The sequence below is a fragment of the Pectobacterium sp. F1-1 genome, from assembly GCF_025643735.1.
Classification (GTDB): domain Bacteria; phylum Pseudomonadota; class Gammaproteobacteria; order Enterobacterales; family Enterobacteriaceae; genus Pectobacterium; species Pectobacterium colocasium.
The window spans coordinates 1545097-1560812 of record NZ_CP104733.1 but is presented as its reverse complement, the minus strand read 5'-3'; the positions used below and the strand labels follow the sequence as shown (position 1 = coordinate 1560812).

Annotated in this window: 17 protein-coding genes; 5 read left to right on the top strand and 12 right to left on the bottom strand. The window is 49.3% G+C overall.

Annotation, left to right across the window (positions count from 1 at the left end):
- Position 1: 1 nt before the first annotated feature.
- From NAL19_RS06815 to aepX, 9 genes are all read right to left on the bottom strand, one after another.
- Positions 2-1198, bottom strand: a complete 1197-nt coding sequence (locus tag NAL19_RS06815) for an acetyl-CoA carboxylase biotin carboxylase subunit family protein (RefSeq protein ID WP_263059199.1) — start codon at positions 1196-1198, stop codon at positions 2-4.
- Positions 1195-2022, bottom strand: coding sequence for a class I SAM-dependent methyltransferase (locus NAL19_RS06810; protein ID WP_263059198.1), 828 nt, complete (start codon positions 2020-2022; stop codon positions 1195-1197). Before NAL19_RS06810 ends, NAL19_RS06815 begins: the two co-directional genes overlap by 4 nt.
- Before the next feature lie 159 nt (positions 2023-2181).
- Positions 2182-3201, bottom strand: a complete 1020-nt coding sequence (locus NAL19_RS06805; RefSeq protein WP_024108545.1) for a GNAT family N-acetyltransferase — start codon at positions 3199-3201, stop codon at positions 2182-2184.
- Positions 3191-4291, bottom strand: a complete 1101-nt coding sequence (locus NAL19_RS06800; RefSeq protein ID WP_263059197.1) for a pyridoxal-phosphate-dependent aminotransferase family protein — start codon at positions 4289-4291, stop codon at positions 3191-3193. The genes NAL19_RS06805 and NAL19_RS06800 overlap by 11 nt, the downstream gene beginning before the upstream one ends.
- Positions 4288-5397, bottom strand: coding sequence for a 2-aminoethylphosphonate aminotransferase (locus tag NAL19_RS06795; protein ID WP_263059196.1), 1110 nt, complete (start codon positions 5395-5397; stop codon positions 4288-4290). The genes NAL19_RS06800 and NAL19_RS06795 overlap by 4 nt, the downstream gene beginning before the upstream one ends.
- A 12-nt stretch (positions 5398-5409) precedes the next feature.
- Positions 5410-6246 (bottom strand): phytanoyl-CoA dioxygenase family protein, encoded by an 837-nt coding sequence (locus NAL19_RS06790; protein ID WP_024108542.1) that lies wholly within the window; start codon positions 6244-6246, stop codon positions 5410-5412.
- A 14-nt stretch (positions 6247-6260) separates the two neighbouring features.
- Positions 6261-7481 (bottom strand): pyridoxal phosphate-dependent aminotransferase, encoded by a 1221-nt coding sequence (locus NAL19_RS06785; protein WP_026594701.1) that lies wholly within the window; start codon positions 7479-7481, stop codon positions 6261-6263.
- Entirely contained in the window at positions 7471-8589 is a 1119-nt protein-coding gene (aepY, locus tag NAL19_RS06780; protein WP_263059195.1) for a phosphonopyruvate decarboxylase, read from the bottom strand. The genes NAL19_RS06785 and aepY overlap by 11 nt, the downstream gene beginning before the upstream one ends.
- A gap of 3 nt (positions 8590-8592) precedes the next feature.
- A complete protein-coding gene (aepX, locus tag NAL19_RS06775; protein WP_263059194.1) occupies positions 8593-9486 on the bottom strand; it encodes a phosphoenolpyruvate mutase in 894 nt (297 codons plus the stop codon).
- A 307-nt stretch (positions 9487-9793) separates the two neighbouring features.
- On the opposite strand from aepX, the gene NAL19_RS06770 reads away from it, so the two are divergent.
- From NAL19_RS06770 to NAL19_RS21795, 3 genes are all read left to right on the top strand, one after another.
- Positions 9794-11047 carry an MFS transporter gene (locus tag NAL19_RS06770; RefSeq protein WP_263059193.1) on the top strand — a complete coding sequence of 418 codons (1254 nt, stop codon included), beginning with the start codon at positions 9794-9796 and terminating at the stop codon, positions 11045-11047.
- Positions 11048-11050: 3 nt separating this feature from the next.
- Entirely contained in the window at positions 11051-11800 is a 750-nt protein-coding gene (locus NAL19_RS06765) for an SDR family oxidoreductase (protein ID WP_024108537.1), read from the top strand.
- 379 nt (positions 11801-12179) lie between these two features.
- On the top strand, positions 12180-12296 hold the full coding sequence (locus tag NAL19_RS21795) for a hypothetical protein (protein ID WP_411561420.1): 117 nt from the start codon (positions 12180-12182) through the stop codon (positions 12294-12296).
- Here NAL19_RS21795 and NAL19_RS21790 read toward each other — a convergent pair.
- A complete protein-coding gene (locus NAL19_RS21790; protein ID WP_411561445.1) occupies positions 12275-12412 on the bottom strand; it encodes a hypothetical protein in 138 nt (45 codons plus the stop codon). The genes NAL19_RS21795 and NAL19_RS21790 overlap by 22 nt on opposite strands.
- Positions 12413-12735: 323 nt before the next feature.
- On the opposite strand from NAL19_RS21790, the gene NAL19_RS21785 reads away from it, so the two are divergent.
- Complete coding sequence (locus NAL19_RS21785) at positions 12736-12993, top strand: integrase core domain-containing protein (protein WP_411561419.1); 258 nt, start codon at positions 12736-12738, stop codon at positions 12991-12993.
- A 611-nt stretch (positions 12994-13604) separates the two neighbouring features.
- Here NAL19_RS21785 and NAL19_RS06755 read toward each other — a convergent pair.
- Positions 13605-14195 (bottom strand): flavin reductase family protein, encoded by a 591-nt coding sequence (locus NAL19_RS06755; RefSeq protein WP_263059192.1) that lies wholly within the window; start codon positions 14193-14195, stop codon positions 13605-13607.
- A 379-nt stretch (positions 14196-14574) separates the two neighbouring features.
- On the opposite strand from NAL19_RS06755, the gene NAL19_RS06750 reads away from it, so the two are divergent.
- The gene (locus NAL19_RS06750; RefSeq protein WP_180742483.1) at positions 14575-14907 is read left to right on the top strand and encodes a DUF1971 domain-containing protein; all 333 of its coding nucleotides are present in this window, start codon (positions 14575-14577) and stop codon (positions 14905-14907) included.
- 96 nt (positions 14908-15003) lie between these two features.
- Here NAL19_RS06750 and NAL19_RS06745 read toward each other — a convergent pair.
- Positions 15004-15698 (bottom strand): IS1 family transposase gene (locus NAL19_RS06745; RefSeq protein WP_263058758.1). Its coding sequence is split into 2 segments (ribosomal slippage): positions 15004-15452 and positions 15452-15698, totalling 696 coding nucleotides; the frame shifts between segments, so codons are not numbered across the junction.
- Between the last annotated feature and the right edge of the window lie 18 nt (positions 15699-15716).

Sequence of the window (15716 nt, the reverse complement as noted above, 5' to 3'; positions counted from 1 at the left end):
ATCATTCCCCCTGTTGATGAGATTGAGACTCTATCCATGTTTCTATGGAAGGCAATGCCGCGCAGAGAGCAGCAACATTTTTTTCTCCAATTAAAACAAACCCTGGTCGTTCAAATGAATTCCTGATCTCCCGTTTACTGGACTGAGAAAATATTTGGCACTGCACGCGATCAAGCACTGCCATGTTGTCCAACGCCTGCCTGATGGTTGATGTCGGTATAGGTTTGAAAAGGGCGATATAGCTCATCGCACCGTAACGGCGGCGCGCTTTTCGTTCATCTGCATCAGGTTGACCGCTAAACGCATACTTTAGCGTCTCTGCGACTAAATTCACTCCGGAGACCTTATTCACCATATCCCAGATATAATCGCCGCCAGGGCGGTTATTAATCTCAATGAGGTAAATCTGCTCCCCATCAACTTTAACCTCAATATGCATCGGGCCGTGGCGGTGCTGAATCTGCTCCAATAATCTGCAAATATACCGCTCAATCCCGGCACGCGCTTCCACCGTTAAGTAGGCCGGGTATACGTGCTTGTGCTCTACCACCCCTCCCGGCAACAAATACTTATCGGTCACGCCGATCAATTGGTGACAGCCGCGGATGCTCAACGTTTCTACGCTGTATTCCGTTCCTTCAACATATTTCTCCGCCAGTACGCAGGCATACCCCTGCTGCTGCAATTCATCGAAAAAAGCCAAGGCCTCTGCCAATGAATGGCAAATTTTAACGTTAATGCTACCAACGCCGCAGGGATCTTTCAGCACCAAAGGAAAACCGTTCTCTCCAGCAAACTGCGTTAGCGCAGCATGGTTGTCAAACATAACGAATGGCACGTGTAATGACGTCGCCGCCAGTTTTTCCCGCAATTTCCATTTATTGCGGCACAACTCGGTGATCTCTGCACTTATACCGGGCAAGGCCAACGCTTTCGCCGCATTGGCGGCGGGCAATAAACCATACTCGGTAAAACTGAACAATCCGTCTATCGCGTGACGTTCACAAAAATAGCGGGCACCGGCTAATACTTGCTCATCGTTAAACGCGTCTATGGCGTAGATATCTTTCGCGGCCGCCCGCAGTCTTGGGCCGATCAACGCAGACGGTTGAATAACGTATAATTCAATATCTTCTGGCGGCAGCTCTTCAAATATTTCATCCTGACTACCCACCATGATTATTTTGCGCACCGTCATTCTTTTTTTCCGATCACGTAATAGGTAAACTGACCAATGTCCCGGCGTAAACGGTCACGATCACGGATATACGTTTCCAGTTCTCCTCGTTTACGCATTTTCTCCAAGTGGCACAACATCTCCGTCAACTCATCAGGCGTCAGCAGCGAAAAATGGGAGTCGCCGTCACGGAATGTTTTATCAAACAGCGAGTTCTGGTCGAAATATCCGCGCTGCTGAATAATGGTATCCAGCGCCACCACGCGATTCGTAACCATTAACCCCGCCTGTTTCAACAATGTTTCCAATTGCTCATCCGTAGTAAAGCGCAGCTTCATTCTCTCAACAGCCGGTTTGATTAAGTCCCCCCACCAAACACCATCATGCAACTGCTGGTGTGTGATCGTATTAATCAGCAATATCCCGTCCGGTTTCAGGCTGCGCGCAGCCTGCCGCAAAAACTCGGCCAGATTTTTAAATTGTCTGCCGGGTTCATCCAAATGATGCAGCGATTGATTGCAAATCACCACGTCCAACGAATTGTCGCGGAAAGGTAATTTAGTGATATCACAGCGTAATAAATTAGCCTGTTGTCCGCGTTGGGAAAATTTCTGCTGGCACTTGCTTAACATCCCCATACTGAAGTCAGCGCACCACACATTCGGGTAGTGTTTTTTCAACTCCAGTGCATAGTTGCCTGTACCACAACCCGCATCCAGAATTTGCAATGCTTTCCGTTCCTTATTCAGGGAAGCAATATATCCCAGAACGATTTCAATACCTACCGCCGTGCGCGTCTTATCATAGTTTTCACTGATCGCATCGTAATCTTCGTATTTGCTCATGGTCATTCTTCCATCGCATTATGGGGCAGCAAGACAGGGATGCCGTTGATTATCGGATATTCATATTGACCGTCAGCACTAATAAGACATTGACGTTCAGGATCATAGTTCAACGTTAATTGACTTATTGGGCAAATTAGCAATGCCAACATCTCGATATTAAACATAAAAACCTCTTCTTTTCGTCACAGAATAGAGTGGAACCGCACTAAACCCCAACCGTTCTTTAATACGTTGAGTGGTGCGTCCCGCTTCAAGTGTTTCGATTCCATTCGCTAAAGCAAAACGATACATATCGAGGTACAGCAATGTGTAAGGGCTGAAATCGGCGACGGAATAATCCATCCCCACCGCCCACAGGTGCAGTTTTTTACCATCGATAAAGACAATGCCAATACCGGCAAGCCGCCCATTTTGTCTAATTTCCACAATACGAGTGAACGCCTCTGTACGCTGCAACAAATGGCTCACAGATTCCGACGGGTAATAGCGCGGCGTACCGTTACGGGCGGTCGTTTGTTGACACAACGCCGTGACCTCATGCAGATTTGCAGCGCTGACCGGCAGCCAGCGGACTTCGCCGCCGGACTGTTCGAACTTGCGTTTCTGCCGATTTGCTTCACGCCGCCCTTCGGCGTTTAACCCGGCGATAATCTGTTCCAGATTACTGAATGGGCGGAGATCGCAGCTAAAACGATTCCACATAAAGTTGTTTTGCCATTCGGGTGAATATCGACAAATGTCCTCAGCGTTTCCGGCGGTTAAATTCAATAATCCGTACGACAACACCCGTTCCTCTTGCGCCAACGTATCCAACGCCGTCAACAACGCCGGAAAGATCTGCGAAGAATCGTCGGTATGCAACAACGCGCTGTCGCTGACATGCATCACATGGGAAAATAGCGCTCGTGTATCAGCATCAAACGGGTAACCAAGAGAAGCGGTCAATACACCGAAGGGATCAACGTCAGTCTGTAAATAAACCGGCAAGAACCCCCGCAACGCATCATCTTTCTGCGCTATCAAATAGTAGGTTTTCAAATGCGGTAATAACGGCCGCTCCTCCAATGCCAACAAAAAGCGATAATCATAGAAAATGCTGCCATTGGCCTGTCGATGAAAGCACTGAAACGCTGTAGTATCAATTTGAGTGATGCTTTGCAGGCATTTAATCTCCATATCCGCCGCCCTCCTTTTCTATCACCTGCGCAACGGCTTGTAGGGCATCATCGACTTCATCCAACGTGAAATACCCCATATGCCCAATACGAATTACGCGTTCTGCCAGCGGCCCTAATCCCGTTGAAACCACAACGCAGTGCTCACATTCCAAACGGTTTTTTATCGCGGAAGCGGAAAACGCATCAGACAAATACAATGCAGTCATGCTGGCTCCTGCATACTCTGGCATCGCAAAGCAACGAACGCCGTCGCGATCGGCGAAAAAGGCACGGCAACGGATGGAGGCATCCTGATGCCGCCGGTAACGCGCAGGCAATCCTTCGGCGAAAATCAGCGATACAGCTGCCGCCAATCCTTGGAACACATTGACCGCTGGGGTATAGGGCACGCCGTGCTGCCTGCTAGCCTCTAGCCACGGACGCAGATGCATATAGTCGTGACCGACGATCGGGCTTTGTTCAATAGTGAGTCGCGAACGCTCACTGAGATACACCACAGCCATGCCCGCAGGCGCCATCAATCCTTTTTGCGTTGCACCAACCATAACATCGGCACCCCATTCAGCCATATCGATGGGCGTCACCCCTAAACTGCTCACCACATCCACCAATACCAACGCATCACTGTGCGCTTTGATGAGCGCAATCACCAAAGGGATGGGATGATAAATGCCGGTCGAACTTTCTGAGTGCGTCAGTAGCACCGCATCATAGCTTGCCTGCATCAGTTGAACCCGCAAGGCGTCGAGATCAAAAGTCTCACCGGGGACAAAACGCATCGTGTCCATAAACGGGGTGAAACGACCCGCAATGCGAGCCAGCAAATCGCCATAACTTCCGGCGCTAAGCACTAAAATCCGACTTTCGGTGGAAACGATACTAGCGATGCTGGCTTCCAGGCCTCCGGTACCTGAGCAGCTCAACAACAGCGCCGGTTCAGAGGCGTTCACCAGTTTGGCCAACCGCGCAGTCACGTCGGAAAATGCCTCGCGAAACGCATTGCTGCGGTGGCTAAGCGGCTGTTGCGCCATCGCAGTTAAAACGGCCGGGGGCAAAGGCGTCGGCCCTGTGTTTCGGTTATTGATCATATAGACCGCTCCAACGCTCCCCGGCGTTCGCTGACAACCTCACCAATCGCGGCGATCAGCCGATCGACATCGTTTTCCGTCAGCTCACCGATAAAACCGATGCGGAAACTGTTTACTTCACTGACCTGGGACGGATAGATCGCCACCTGATAAGCCAGCAACCGTTCGCTCAACGAACTTGCGCTCAGCACCTCTGCGTCAAAGGGCAGCACAAAAGTGGCAATCACCGGTGCGCCGTAGCTTTCGGGCACTAATGGTCTAATGCCAAACGAAGCCAAACCGGCAATCACGCGACTGGCTCGCCGCTGATAACGCTGCAAACGAGCATTTTGCCCGCCTTCCCGATGATAGTCGCTAATAGCGCGAGACAGTGCGGCGATCACCTGAACCGGCGGCGTGAAACGCCACATGCCGTCGCGTTGGAACCCGAGATACTGCGCCTGTAGATTCAAACTCAGCGTTCGTGCCGGCCTCGGATCCATCAACCTATCGCGACGAGCGATAACCAGTCCCAACCCCGGAACGCCATGCAGCACTTTATTGGAAGAGGCCGCCACCGCAGACAACGCAGGAGAAGCAAACTCAATGGGCAGCAATCCGAAAGCGCTCATGCTATCGACAAGAACGCGTATTCCATGTTGTTGAGCCAACGCCAACAACGCCGCCAGCGGATTAAGAATGCCGATGCCCGTCTCAAAATGAATCAAAGCTAATGCAGCGATATTGGGATGCCGCTGCAGATAGTCAGCCACCTCCACGACATCTATCGGTCGCAGTGGATCGCTGCGTAGCACGTAATGCGGCAAAGCATGAATTTGACAAATCTCCGCCATACGTTCGCCATACGGCCCGTTGCTCAAGACAAGGCAAGGCGCCTGGGCAGGCAGCAGTGACGTCAACATCGCCTCCACGGCAAACGTGCCGCTTCCCTGTATCGGTACGACGTCAAAATCATCACCACACTTGGCAACCTCGGCAATTTGTTGACACAAGTGCCGGGTCAACTCCGTCATCTGCGGCGTACGCGTGCCGATATCACAATTTAATGCAGCGCGCACCTCATCAGTGGTATTGCCCGGGCCAGGAGTAAACAACGCTGTTTTCATAACGATCCTCAACTAGTGGGGCAATGCAGCATGCATAGTGGGCGTAGAGATATGAAACTGTGGGTTGCTGTAATCCTGCCACTTTTTCTGGTAATAACGTTGGTAATGCGCCCCCTCGCTCAACAGGTTGAAAGTCAGATAAAGAACCCGACGATGCTGTCGGCTGGCGTTGATATGGGAAAAATGAGGAATGAACGAGTTGAATACCAGCAGATCACCGGCCTGTCCGCCGATCGTTTCCCATTGCAACACCGCTTGCACTTCATCGACGATATCGCCGTTTCTCGCGCCCCCTACGAAGTATTCGAACAACGGGTAATCGCCATAAGACGTAGCGCAATTTCGCGCAATACCGACGTTCAGTTGCCTGTAATTGGTTGCCATATGAAGGCAACCGTTCTCTGCAGATAGCGCATCCAACATAATGCCCGCAGTAATGAAGATCGTCGGGCCGAAGTTCAGGTAAGCTGGCGCATCTTGATGAGGCGGAAAAGCGCCCCCCTGAGGAACCTTCACATTGCACTTGTCTTTGAACAGTGCCAGCTCCGCGCCAACCAATTCTTCGAGCCGACGTTGCACCGGTAAAGTCACGAACTGATTGAATGCGTCGGAAGTGCCATTGAGGTATTCCATTCGGCAAATCAGCTCAGGCGACTGTTTTTCCGGTACCACAATCAGGGTGGACTGCCGACGATAAAAATCTGCCAAGCTACAATTTTCCGCTTGCGTTTGGCGCACGATCTCATGAGCTTTTGTCTCCAGTTCATGATAAACGGCATCGATCTGCATGCGTTGTTCGGCGGTGAAAAAACCGGGTATCAACCGGCAATCGGGAAAGTTAGCCATCATTTGTCTCTCCAGGCTCAGTGAGACAAGTGATGCAATGCTTGATCAAAAACGTCATCGGTGGTGCAAAGCACCATACGAATATGATTCGCCGAGTTTCCGCCATAAACATGCCCCGGTACCACCGCCACTCCTTTTTCATGCAGTAAATACTCCGCTACGCACTCTCCCACGGTACGACCGCTATCCCGCCATCTTTCAGGTAAACGAGCATATAAACCGGACACCTCAGGGAAGAGGAACATTGCACCGCGCGGTTGACGCGTCCACTGATACCCCAATGAACCATTCAATACGCTGATAGCGCGTTCCATCCGTGTTTGCAGTTTCACCATGATCTCGCTTAGCCAGACGTCCATGCGCGGTTCACGCAAAATCAAATGGGCTATGTGCTCATACTGTTTATTCACACCAAGATAAAAATAGTCATGCAGCTTTGCAGCCATATCGATGACGCGCTTATTGGCGATCATCCAGCCGATACGTAGCCCAGGTAGTCCGAATTTTTTAGAGAAACTATTGATAATAATGGTATTATCACTTAGCAAGGGATGTTGTAACGCGGGCCGATGTGTCTCGGTATAAGCCATGACGTCATAAACCTCATCATGTATCAACCAGATGCCGTGTTGCCGGGTAAAGTCAGCAACAGCATCCCAATCTTGGGCGTTCAACATGTAACCGCTCGGATTCTCCGGTGAGTTGACGATCATGACTCCCGCTTGTTGTAGTTCGGGATCCCGCCGCTGCGCTTCCAATGCCAAGCAATACTCGGAGTCACCTAACGGGCGATTGAGTGCAACCGGCTTGCGATTCAACGCCGTAACGGCTCGTTCATACAACATATAAGAAGGATGGCTGACGATAACGCCCTGGTGCTCCTGCGTAGTACATTGAATTGCCAGATTGATCGCCTCCACTCCACCGTGGGTGACCATGATTTCACACTCAGGGTCGACGGTTAAGCCATAACGCTGCTGATACCATGCAGCGATAGACTGTCTCAGGGCCAGTGAACCTTTTGGCTGCTCATAACCTTTCACTGAGTGCATGAACACATCCCAGCTCAACCCTTCCCGTTCAATTAAAGTCTGCAGAAACGCCGGGGGACCAAATTCCGGCTCGCCGAAACTCAGGTTCATTACGTCAGGCATTTTGGCCGCTTTGTTGGCAATGGCTTTTGAGGTGTAAATAGCCATATTCTCGAGAGTTTTATTCAACGAAAAATTAGCAGTCATGAAAGAAGGATTCCTTGATTTGATGTTGAAGGCGGCGAGCAATCTGTTCAGGGGTAATCGTAGGGCGCCCTAACTCCCCCATTGAGCCGTTAGCGATATTCACAATCAGCAGTACCGGGCCATGGTCATGCATCTGCGCATAACGATACGCATCGGCCAATTCGGTCAGCGTTGAACAATATTGCGCATGCGTATAGCCCATTCCTCGAGCCACCAGGGAAAAATCAACGCCATCGGCCAACGTTTTTTGTCCTCCGGTGGAGTCATAAGCGCCATTATTCAGAAGGAGATGAATCAAGTTCGAACTGCATAAATGCCCGATCGTCGCCATATTGCCCGGATGCATCAATGCGGCTCCATCACCATCAATAATGGTGACGGTACGCTGCGGCGCATATAGCGCGATCCCTTGCGCAAGCGCACTGGCATATCCCATAGAGCCGACACAGTAGAGGTTGTTTACCCTATCTTTCAACGTAAACAGTTCACGACCCGTTTTACCGGTAGTCGCAATCAAAAAGTCTCTTTCACCGGCCAGATTCAGCAACAGCTCCAGCACTGTGGCACGCTCCGGCAGTCCACCTGTTTCTTTCACCACCGGAGTTGCTTCTGAGAAAATTCCTTTTTCCACAATCAACGCCGCCGTTTTTTGTTCATCCCGCACAAGATGCATAGCGTGGGCAATCACCTCCCTCATAGCAGTAGCGTCGGCCGGTAAAACGGTGGCGGGAATACCCAACAACGCTAGCAGCTCAGGCGTTATCTTCCCCATAAGCCGGTGCTGAGGCTCATCTTTAATGCCCGGCTTTCCGCGGTGAGTAACGACCAAAAGAACGGGGATATCGAATGCAGCATTGAGTGAGGTTAGCGGGTTTACCATGTTACCTAGCCCTGAGTTCTGGCACATCACCACGGCCTGCTTGCCCGCTAACCAAGCGCCAGCGGCCAAAGCGACTGCCTCTCCTTCACTGGTCGCGGGAACATAATCCAACTCGGGATCAGCAATGGCCTGATTGATAACCTGAGTCAAAAACGAGCAGGGAACGCCGCTAAAAAAGTTGAAGCCTGCCTGCTTCAACTGACGGGTAAAATACAGTGCGTTTTCCATCACTCACTCCCGCACCGCTTTGTACCGAAGATCCGCCAAATTCGCACTGACCTCGTTGGTCAACGCAAAAACGTCTTCAAGAGTAGCGATACCTTGTTCAATGAGGTTTATCGATTGATTTTCAAATATATGTCGAGTGATTTCCCGCATTGCCACGATAGATGAACGCAGGCTGTGGTTGGCCCAAATAATTGTCGATATTTTTGCCTGGCGGAAAACATCCGTCGGTGTGGAATAGTACTTTGTAGGTACGATGACCAATGGGCTGCGATTAGCCCATTCAGCGGCAAACGCCAAGACTTCATCGGCACTGTCACGTTTGGAATGTATCAGGATCGCGTCGGCACCTGCCTGGCGATAGTGTTCGGCGCGCTTTAGCGCTTCCGCCATGCCCAAACTGGAAATTAAGGCCTCAGTGCGGGCGACGATGACAAAGTCATCATCGAACTGAGTGTCTTTGGCCGCTTTTATTTTTGAACAAAAGTCATCAATGTCAGCCAGCTTCTGGCGCTCGCCGAGAAACGAGTTCATTTTGGGAAAAATCTTGTCCTCAATGCACACGCCAGACACATGTTTTTGGCACAGCTTTTTTACCAATCGGATCACATTGTGGTAATTGCCGAACCCCGTATCGCCATCAAGCAATATGGGAACATCCACATGATCGGTCATAAACTCGACGACATCGAGCACCTGGGTCCAAGAGGCTTCATTGCGATCGGAAAGACCCAGCGCGGCAGAGATAGTCAGACCGGAGGCCCATAACCCGGAGAATCCCGCCCGCTCGGCGATTTTAGCACTGAGCGCGTTATGACTTTCCATCAAAAAACTCAGTTCTTGGCTGGTTATCATCTCCCGCAACCGTTGGTTTTTGCCGTTTTTTTCCCTAGTAGACATTGAATGCTCCAACCTGCCATTAGTGTTGAGTTAATGTTAATTAAGCAATTACATTTATATTCACCACTGTCTTAAGTCAACATTTTTTCTTATAATATGCAGATTGATTAACAATTTAACAATGCTTACAAAAAAGCAAAAAGTTCATAATTAACATTAAATTAAAAAAACATAGACATTTAATTTGGCTGCAATCTTGAGAAAAAATGAGTTAAAAGGATTAAAGTTTACCTCCAGCTTGATATCTACAAAAAATTAACATATAAATCACATCGCCTTGAACAATGACCATTTTATGAGATAAAATATGAAAGATCGCGCGACGTTATGCAGTGCTGACCTGACAATGAGACAAACGTTGGCGACCTTTCCCAGAAACGTCTCTATCTTGCTGTTTTTCACTTTACTCACCCGTCTCAGCTACTTTATGGCTTGGCCATTCTTATCCATTATTCTGACGCGCACTTATCAACTTACGCCGCTGGCGATAGGCAGCCTTATGTCAGGTTGCGCGTTGATTTCGGTGATATTAGGAATTTACGGGGGCTCATTGTCTGATCGCTTAGGCAGAAAAACGCTGCTGGTACTGGGCTGCCTGCTGGCGATCGTAGGCTATGCAGGCATTGCGCTGGCAAATGGCGTGTTCGTTTTCGCCTTCGGTCTTTTATTGACCGGCATCTCGTTTTCATGGATAGACGCCCCCAGCCGCGCCCTCATGAGCGATTTACTGCAGGACCAAAAACGGAGAGAGCTGGCGTTGCAAATTCGATACTTCGCGGTCAACATCGCGGCAGTAAGCGGCCCCCTCATTGGCATTACTTTTGGCCTAAACTCGCAAAAAAGCACGTTTTTGCTCACGGCATTCTCTTACATTCCGTTTTTACTCTTTTCTCTATGGTGTATTCCGCCGGGCAAGCCGTTGCATCACGATAGTGCCAAAGAGTCTCATGATGAAGGAATGCCTGCCTGGCAAGTCGTTCGACTTATATTCCGAGACAATATCTATATCATTGTCCTGATCAGCAGCATTCTCTGCTATTTGGTATATGCGCAGATCGAATCGATCGTACCGCAATATCTATTAATGCTGGACACCGTACGCGCAGTTGATGTAGTGACGGTAATTTTGGTGACCAACGCCCTTACCGTACTGGTCGCCCAATTTTATCTGGTGCCTTTGTTCGCCAACACTCCGCTCGAACAACGCATTATGATTGGCGCCTTGATTTTTGCACTTTCCCAAATGCTGTTTTGGGCCAACGACACCACCAGCACGCTCTGGTGGGGAGGATGCGCAATGGTATTCAGCATCGCGGAAGCTATTCTGTTGCCTAATTTGAGCATTTTGCTCGATCGCCTTGCGCCGGAACGCTATCGTGGCGCGTATTTAGGTGCCTCGACACTGGTCGTGCTGGGTCTGTCTTTGGGGCCATTTGTTGGCGGAGCGCTGTTAGAGTGGTCGGGTAAAGGGGTGTTTATCATGATGGCGCTATTTTGCCTGAGCATTGCCGTTTTAATTTTGATAAACAAGAAGAAAATAAAACACAGATTGGAAGAATAAGGTATGAACAACAAGGTTACTCTGATCACTGGCGGTGATCGCGGCATCGGTCGAGCGACCGCGCTCTGCCTAGCAAACAAGGGACATAAAATCTGCATCGGGTATCGAACGCGTGAAGACTGCGCGCACGAAGTCGTGGAAAGGATCCGGCATTCCGGCGGAGAAGTTATCGCCGTACAGGCCGATATCTCCCAGGAAGAGCAGATAGTGGCGTTATTTAAGCAGATAGACAAAGATTTGGGCCCTGTCTCCGGGTTGGTCAACAACGCCGGAATGCTGATGCCTCAAGCTTCGATCGAACAGCTAAACGCACAGCGCCTAGCGACACTATTCGCCACCAACGTCAGTGGCAGTTTCATCTGCGCACGCGAAGCTGTTAAGCGCATGGCGCACCGCCATGGCGGCAAAGGCGGTGCCATCGTAAACGTCTCTTCCGCAGCGGCCCGCCTCGGCTCTCCGCATGAGTACGTAGATTATGCCGCCTCAAAGGGTGCAATCGACACCTTGACTATCGGTTTGTCTTTGGAGGTAGCGAGTCAAGGTATTCGCGTCAATGCCGTACGCCCCGGGTTTATTTACACCGATATGCATGCCGACGGTGGCGAAGCCGCGCGGGTCGATCGTGTTAAAGATAGCCTGCCCATGAAACGCGGTGGTCATCCTGAAGAAGTAGCGCAAGCCATAGCTTGGTTGTTATCCGATGAAGCTTCGTATGTGACAGGCAGTTTTATCGATCTGGCCGGAGGAAAATGAAGGTATAGCGATATAACGCAGTGCTGATAGCCAAACGCTGTCCAGATTATCTCCATCGAGACCGGTTTGAATGACTTTAATGCTCTAATGGTCATTATCAGTGACCGTAAGCCTTTATCCGTCATTGTCAGATGCTTGGAAACGGGAAAGGTCCTTGGGGTGACCTCTTCCCTTTGTTCAGTACTGGCGTAAAGTAGAGTTTCCGGCCTGTCTTCTCCAGAAAAACGAGGTCATCCGTCATAAAAAAGTCACGATTTACCGAAGACCAGATCGCGTTTGCCCTGAAATAGGCCGAAACCGGCACGCGGATTGACGAAGTCTGCAGAAAGATAGGAATTTCTGAAGCCACTTTTTCAACTGGAAGAAGAAATTTGGTGGCATGGCCGTGGTAGAGTTGCGCCGGTTGCGGCAACTGGAGGAGGAGAACCACCGTCTGAAGCGGCAGCCTGGCTGCTGGAAGTGTACAGTATCGGACTACGTCGCGGCTGCCGTCTGATGATGCAGAGTCGTACGGTGTACCACTATTGCAGCTGTCGTGATGATCGGGCCGTCACCCACCGGATAAGGGAAATTGCCGAAACCCGCGTTTGCTACGGTGTGCAGCGCATTCATATTCTGCTGCGTCGGAGGGCTGGTTGATTAACCATAAGAAAACACACCGGATTTACTGCCAGGAAGGTCTGAATCTGCGGACAAGGCGTCCCCGTCGGCATGTCCGCACGACGCACAGACAGGCACGTCCGGAAGTGACCGGCACAGACCAGTGCTGGAGCATGGACTTCGTGGTTGATAATCGGTTCAACGGGCGTCGGATCCGAGCGCTGACTGTAGTCGATAATTTTAGTCGGGAATGCTTGGCGATCTAAGTCGGTCAGGGATTGCGCGGGGACGATGTGGTCGGGGTCATGGAGCGTCTGAAGCAGTTATAGAAGCGAGTGCTGGGACAGCTGCAGACCGACAACGGCAGCGAGGTTATTTCCAGAACGCTGGATCAGTGGGCGTACGAAAACGGCATGACGATGGACTTCTCACGCCCGGGAAAACCGACAGATAATGCGCGGATAGAATCGTTTAACGGCAGCGACCAAGACGAGTGCATGAGCGTTCACTGGTTCCTGTCACTGGAAGATGCTCAGGAAAATACGAGCACTGGAGACATGAATACAACCGGCACAGGCCGCATTCATCGTTAAATAACCAGACTCCGGAGGAATTTGTGCGAAGCCTGCAAAAAGCCCAGATCTCTGATTTAGCTTCGCACCGATTTAGGAAGAGATCAAGATCAACGGTACTGTCAGTTCTCTTTGAACACAGTTCCACTATGGGACAGCACTCTTCAGTGCTCGCGCTGGCTACACCTCCATCGCAGCAGATACCACATAAACGATCACCAAATACAGCGAAGCATTCAAACCAGCTTTATGCAACTTGTACCTATAGGTGGTCATTCTGGTGGTCTTGACAACGAGTGCTTTCAGGTTTAGCTTACTTATTAGCCAGTTACTGGCAAAGGCGATCCCAGTCAGAGGAGCCAAATTTAGAGAATCCCGCTTAAGGTAACTTAAGCGGGATTTTTGCTTTTATCATTTTATTCAATGCGTTCCACCTGAGAATCGTTCCCGATGCATTTTCAGTTTACCCTTCGTATCGGGAGAATTTGGTGGTCAGATTTGGGGTCACGTTGGTTCGATGACGGCGTGACCCCAAAATGGAATGATCACACTGGCATGGAGAGCACTATTCATCAATAGCATAAGGGAGTGCTACCACCTGAAAATAATGCAGCAGCATTCTCTCTATAAGATTAATGGCCGTATTTAAAATTAAAACCTAATGCGTCCCCCGTGGTGTCGTATTCGCGGAAGTTGTAGATCAGAGGCTTCCATTTTGACGAATCAACAACACCATTCGCTCCTAATAGCTCGCTATCTACCCAGACATTGACAATATCCAGTTCGACGAGAATAAAACGACCTTTGTCCGTCGTGCTGACGGTTTTACATTCCGCCTGAATAGGACATTCAATCACCCGAGGCGGCGCAATATCGCTAGAGGATTCCGTGTGAAGGCCGACTTTGGAGAGTTTATCATGGCAGACCTGGACGCCCCATTTAATTTGACCTTCAGATAGCACATCGCTCCCGGTCAATTTTCCCAGTTCTTCAACCTTCTCCCACTGTTTGTAATCAGGAATATTGATGACAACATCGGAACCAGATAATAAATTACTGCAGGTCTTACTTCCTTTAGTGACACCGATAATAATTTTATCGCCGAGAGAAATTGACGACGATACAGAAGCAACATTGATATTTCCGTTGTTATTATCCGTCGTCGTAACAAGAAAAACAGGGAAGCCATAATAAAACGAACTGAGTTTTACCTTCTTTTTCATTTGAGTTCGGACCTCATCATCGAGTGGCGTTATATTTCTCACTTTTACTCTTTTGATTTATCTTTAACAATAACCCTAATTGAGTACCAATGAGGATGTTTTTTAGAATCAACATCCCTAATAAGGGGAACATCAAGAAAATAACTTAATGTAACTATTCCTTGATGTTAGTTTTTATCTCCACCAGTAAGATGAGATAAATAACCAAAGAGGGAAATGTTGCCCCTTATAATATGGCTTTTCTGCAAAGTGTTGCGGTACTGTAAAAAATTAATTAGCAGAAAATAATTCACAAACATAAAAAGAGGTATATGATATACATCATATCATTCTTTCCTTCCCACCCGTCATGGGACTGGGTAAAACATGAGGTTTAAACATGGAACGAATTGTCATACCCGCGAATTATATTCACACTCGTACAACGCCTTTTTGGACAAAGGAAACTGCGCCAGCATCTATCTGGAAACGCCATTTGGATGCAGGAACACGACAAGGTGTTTACCCACGCTTGTGCGTGATGCAAGGGACAATCCGTTATTATGGTTACGCCAATGAGACCAGTCCTGACCCCGTCGAAACACTGACTATTGAAGCCGGACAATTTGGCGTATTCCCACCAGAAAAATGGCACAGAATAGAAGCGTTATCTGATGATACGCTATTCAACGTAGATTTTTATGTCGATCCAAAAATTCTGATAGAAGGTTGAGGTAAGCATAATGACAAGTGAAAACAAAGGGTATTCATTAACACTGTTGAACCGAGACAATAAGGAAAAGACAGAGAAAGTTGGTAATGCGTCCAATTAGTAGAACATGTGTTTTTCAATGAATGCCCCGATGACTTTTTCATGCAATTCTATCGAACGCGAGAAGCAGATTGTTTTACGGGCCAGACGTTTAATACGTGTCCTCAGTGTCAGGTTGTTACGCTCAATACGCTGAGTGAAGATTTTTCCTGTCAGATGCTTATCTTTCGGGAGTTCTCTGGCATAACTGCCCCAGTCATCGCTGGTTATCATACCGATGTTAAACGGCGTCAGCAGAGCCACAAGTTCACGGCAGGTGTTATCCGTGCGCGGTCCAAACGTGTAAGCCAGAACGCCACCTGTTTTGGTGTTGTATGCATACCAGAGCCAATGCTGCCGGGCTTTATTGCCGACAAAGCTCCATTGCTCATCAAGCTCACAGATAAGTGCTACATCGGCATGAGCGACCGGAGAGGAAGTTATTCGCTTCGGCGCGAGTTTTTTAACGTGCGAATGACGGTGTTAATACCGATTTTCAGTGTTCTGGCTGTATCACGAACGCCGGCGCCGTTGAATGCCATTTCGGTAATTTGTTGTTTGACACCGGGCTTACGCGCTTCATAAGTATAGGTGAGCAGAAACACGCGGTGACAGTCACGACAGCGAAACCGGTCACGACCTTTAGGGTTCTGTCCATGACGGTAAACCTGAACAGACTGACAGCGAGGACAATGAACATTAACGCTGGCCATGAGCAAACCTCAAAGCGG

What these genes read in the sequence shown, in the direction of transcription:
- NAL19_RS06815 (WP_263059199.1), bottom strand. Translation starts at nt 1,198, where the DNA reads ATGACGGTGCGCAAAATAATCATGGTGGGTAGTCAGGATGAAATATTT.
- NAL19_RS06810 (WP_263059198.1), bottom strand. Translation starts at nt 2,022, where the DNA reads ATGAGCAAATACGAAGATTACGATGCGATCAGTGAAAACTATGATAAG.
- NAL19_RS06805 (WP_024108545.1), bottom strand. Translation starts at nt 3,201, where the DNA reads ATGGAGATTAAATGCCTGCAAAGCATCACTCAAATTGATACTACAGCG.
- NAL19_RS06800 (WP_263059197.1), bottom strand. Translation starts at nt 4,291, where the DNA reads ATGATCAATAACCGAAACACAGGGCCGACGCCTTTGCCCCCGGCCGTT.
- NAL19_RS06795 (WP_263059196.1), bottom strand. Translation starts at nt 5,397, where the DNA reads ATGAAAACAGCGTTGTTTACTCCTGGCCCGGGCAATACCACTGATGAG.
- NAL19_RS06790 (WP_024108542.1), bottom strand. Translation starts at nt 6,246, where the DNA reads ATGATGGCTAACTTTCCCGATTGCCGGTTGATACCCGGTTTTTTCACC.
- NAL19_RS06785 (WP_026594701.1), bottom strand. Translation starts at nt 7,481, where the DNA reads ATGACTGCTAATTTTTCGTTGAATAAAACTCTCGAGAATATGGCTATT.
- aepY (WP_263059195.1), bottom strand. Translation starts at nt 8,589, where the DNA reads ATGGAAAACGCACTGTATTTTACCCGTCAGTTGAAGCAGGCAGGCTTC.
- aepX (WP_263059194.1), bottom strand. Translation starts at nt 9,486, where the DNA reads ATGTCTACTAGGGAAAAAAACGGCAAAAACCAACGGTTGCGGGAGATG.
- NAL19_RS06770 (WP_263059193.1), top strand. Translation starts at nt 9,794, where the DNA reads ATGAAAGATCGCGCGACGTTATGCAGTGCTGACCTGACAATGAGACAA.
- NAL19_RS06765 (WP_024108537.1), top strand. Translation starts at nt 11,051, where the DNA reads ATGAACAACAAGGTTACTCTGATCACTGGCGGTGATCGCGGCATCGGT.
- NAL19_RS21795 (WP_411561420.1), top strand. Translation starts at nt 12,180, where the DNA reads ATGGCCGTGGTAGAGTTGCGCCGGTTGCGGCAACTGGAGGAGGAGAAC.
- NAL19_RS21790 (WP_411561445.1), bottom strand. Translation starts at nt 12,412, where the DNA reads ATGAATGCGCTGCACACCGTAGCAAACGCGGGTTTCGGCAATTTCCCT.
- NAL19_RS06755 (WP_263059192.1), bottom strand. Translation starts at nt 14,195, where the DNA reads ATGAAAAAGAAGGTAAAACTCAGTTCGTTTTATTATGGCTTCCCTGTT.
- NAL19_RS06750 (WP_180742483.1), top strand. Translation starts at nt 14,575, where the DNA reads ATGGAACGAATTGTCATACCCGCGAATTATATTCACACTCGTACAACG.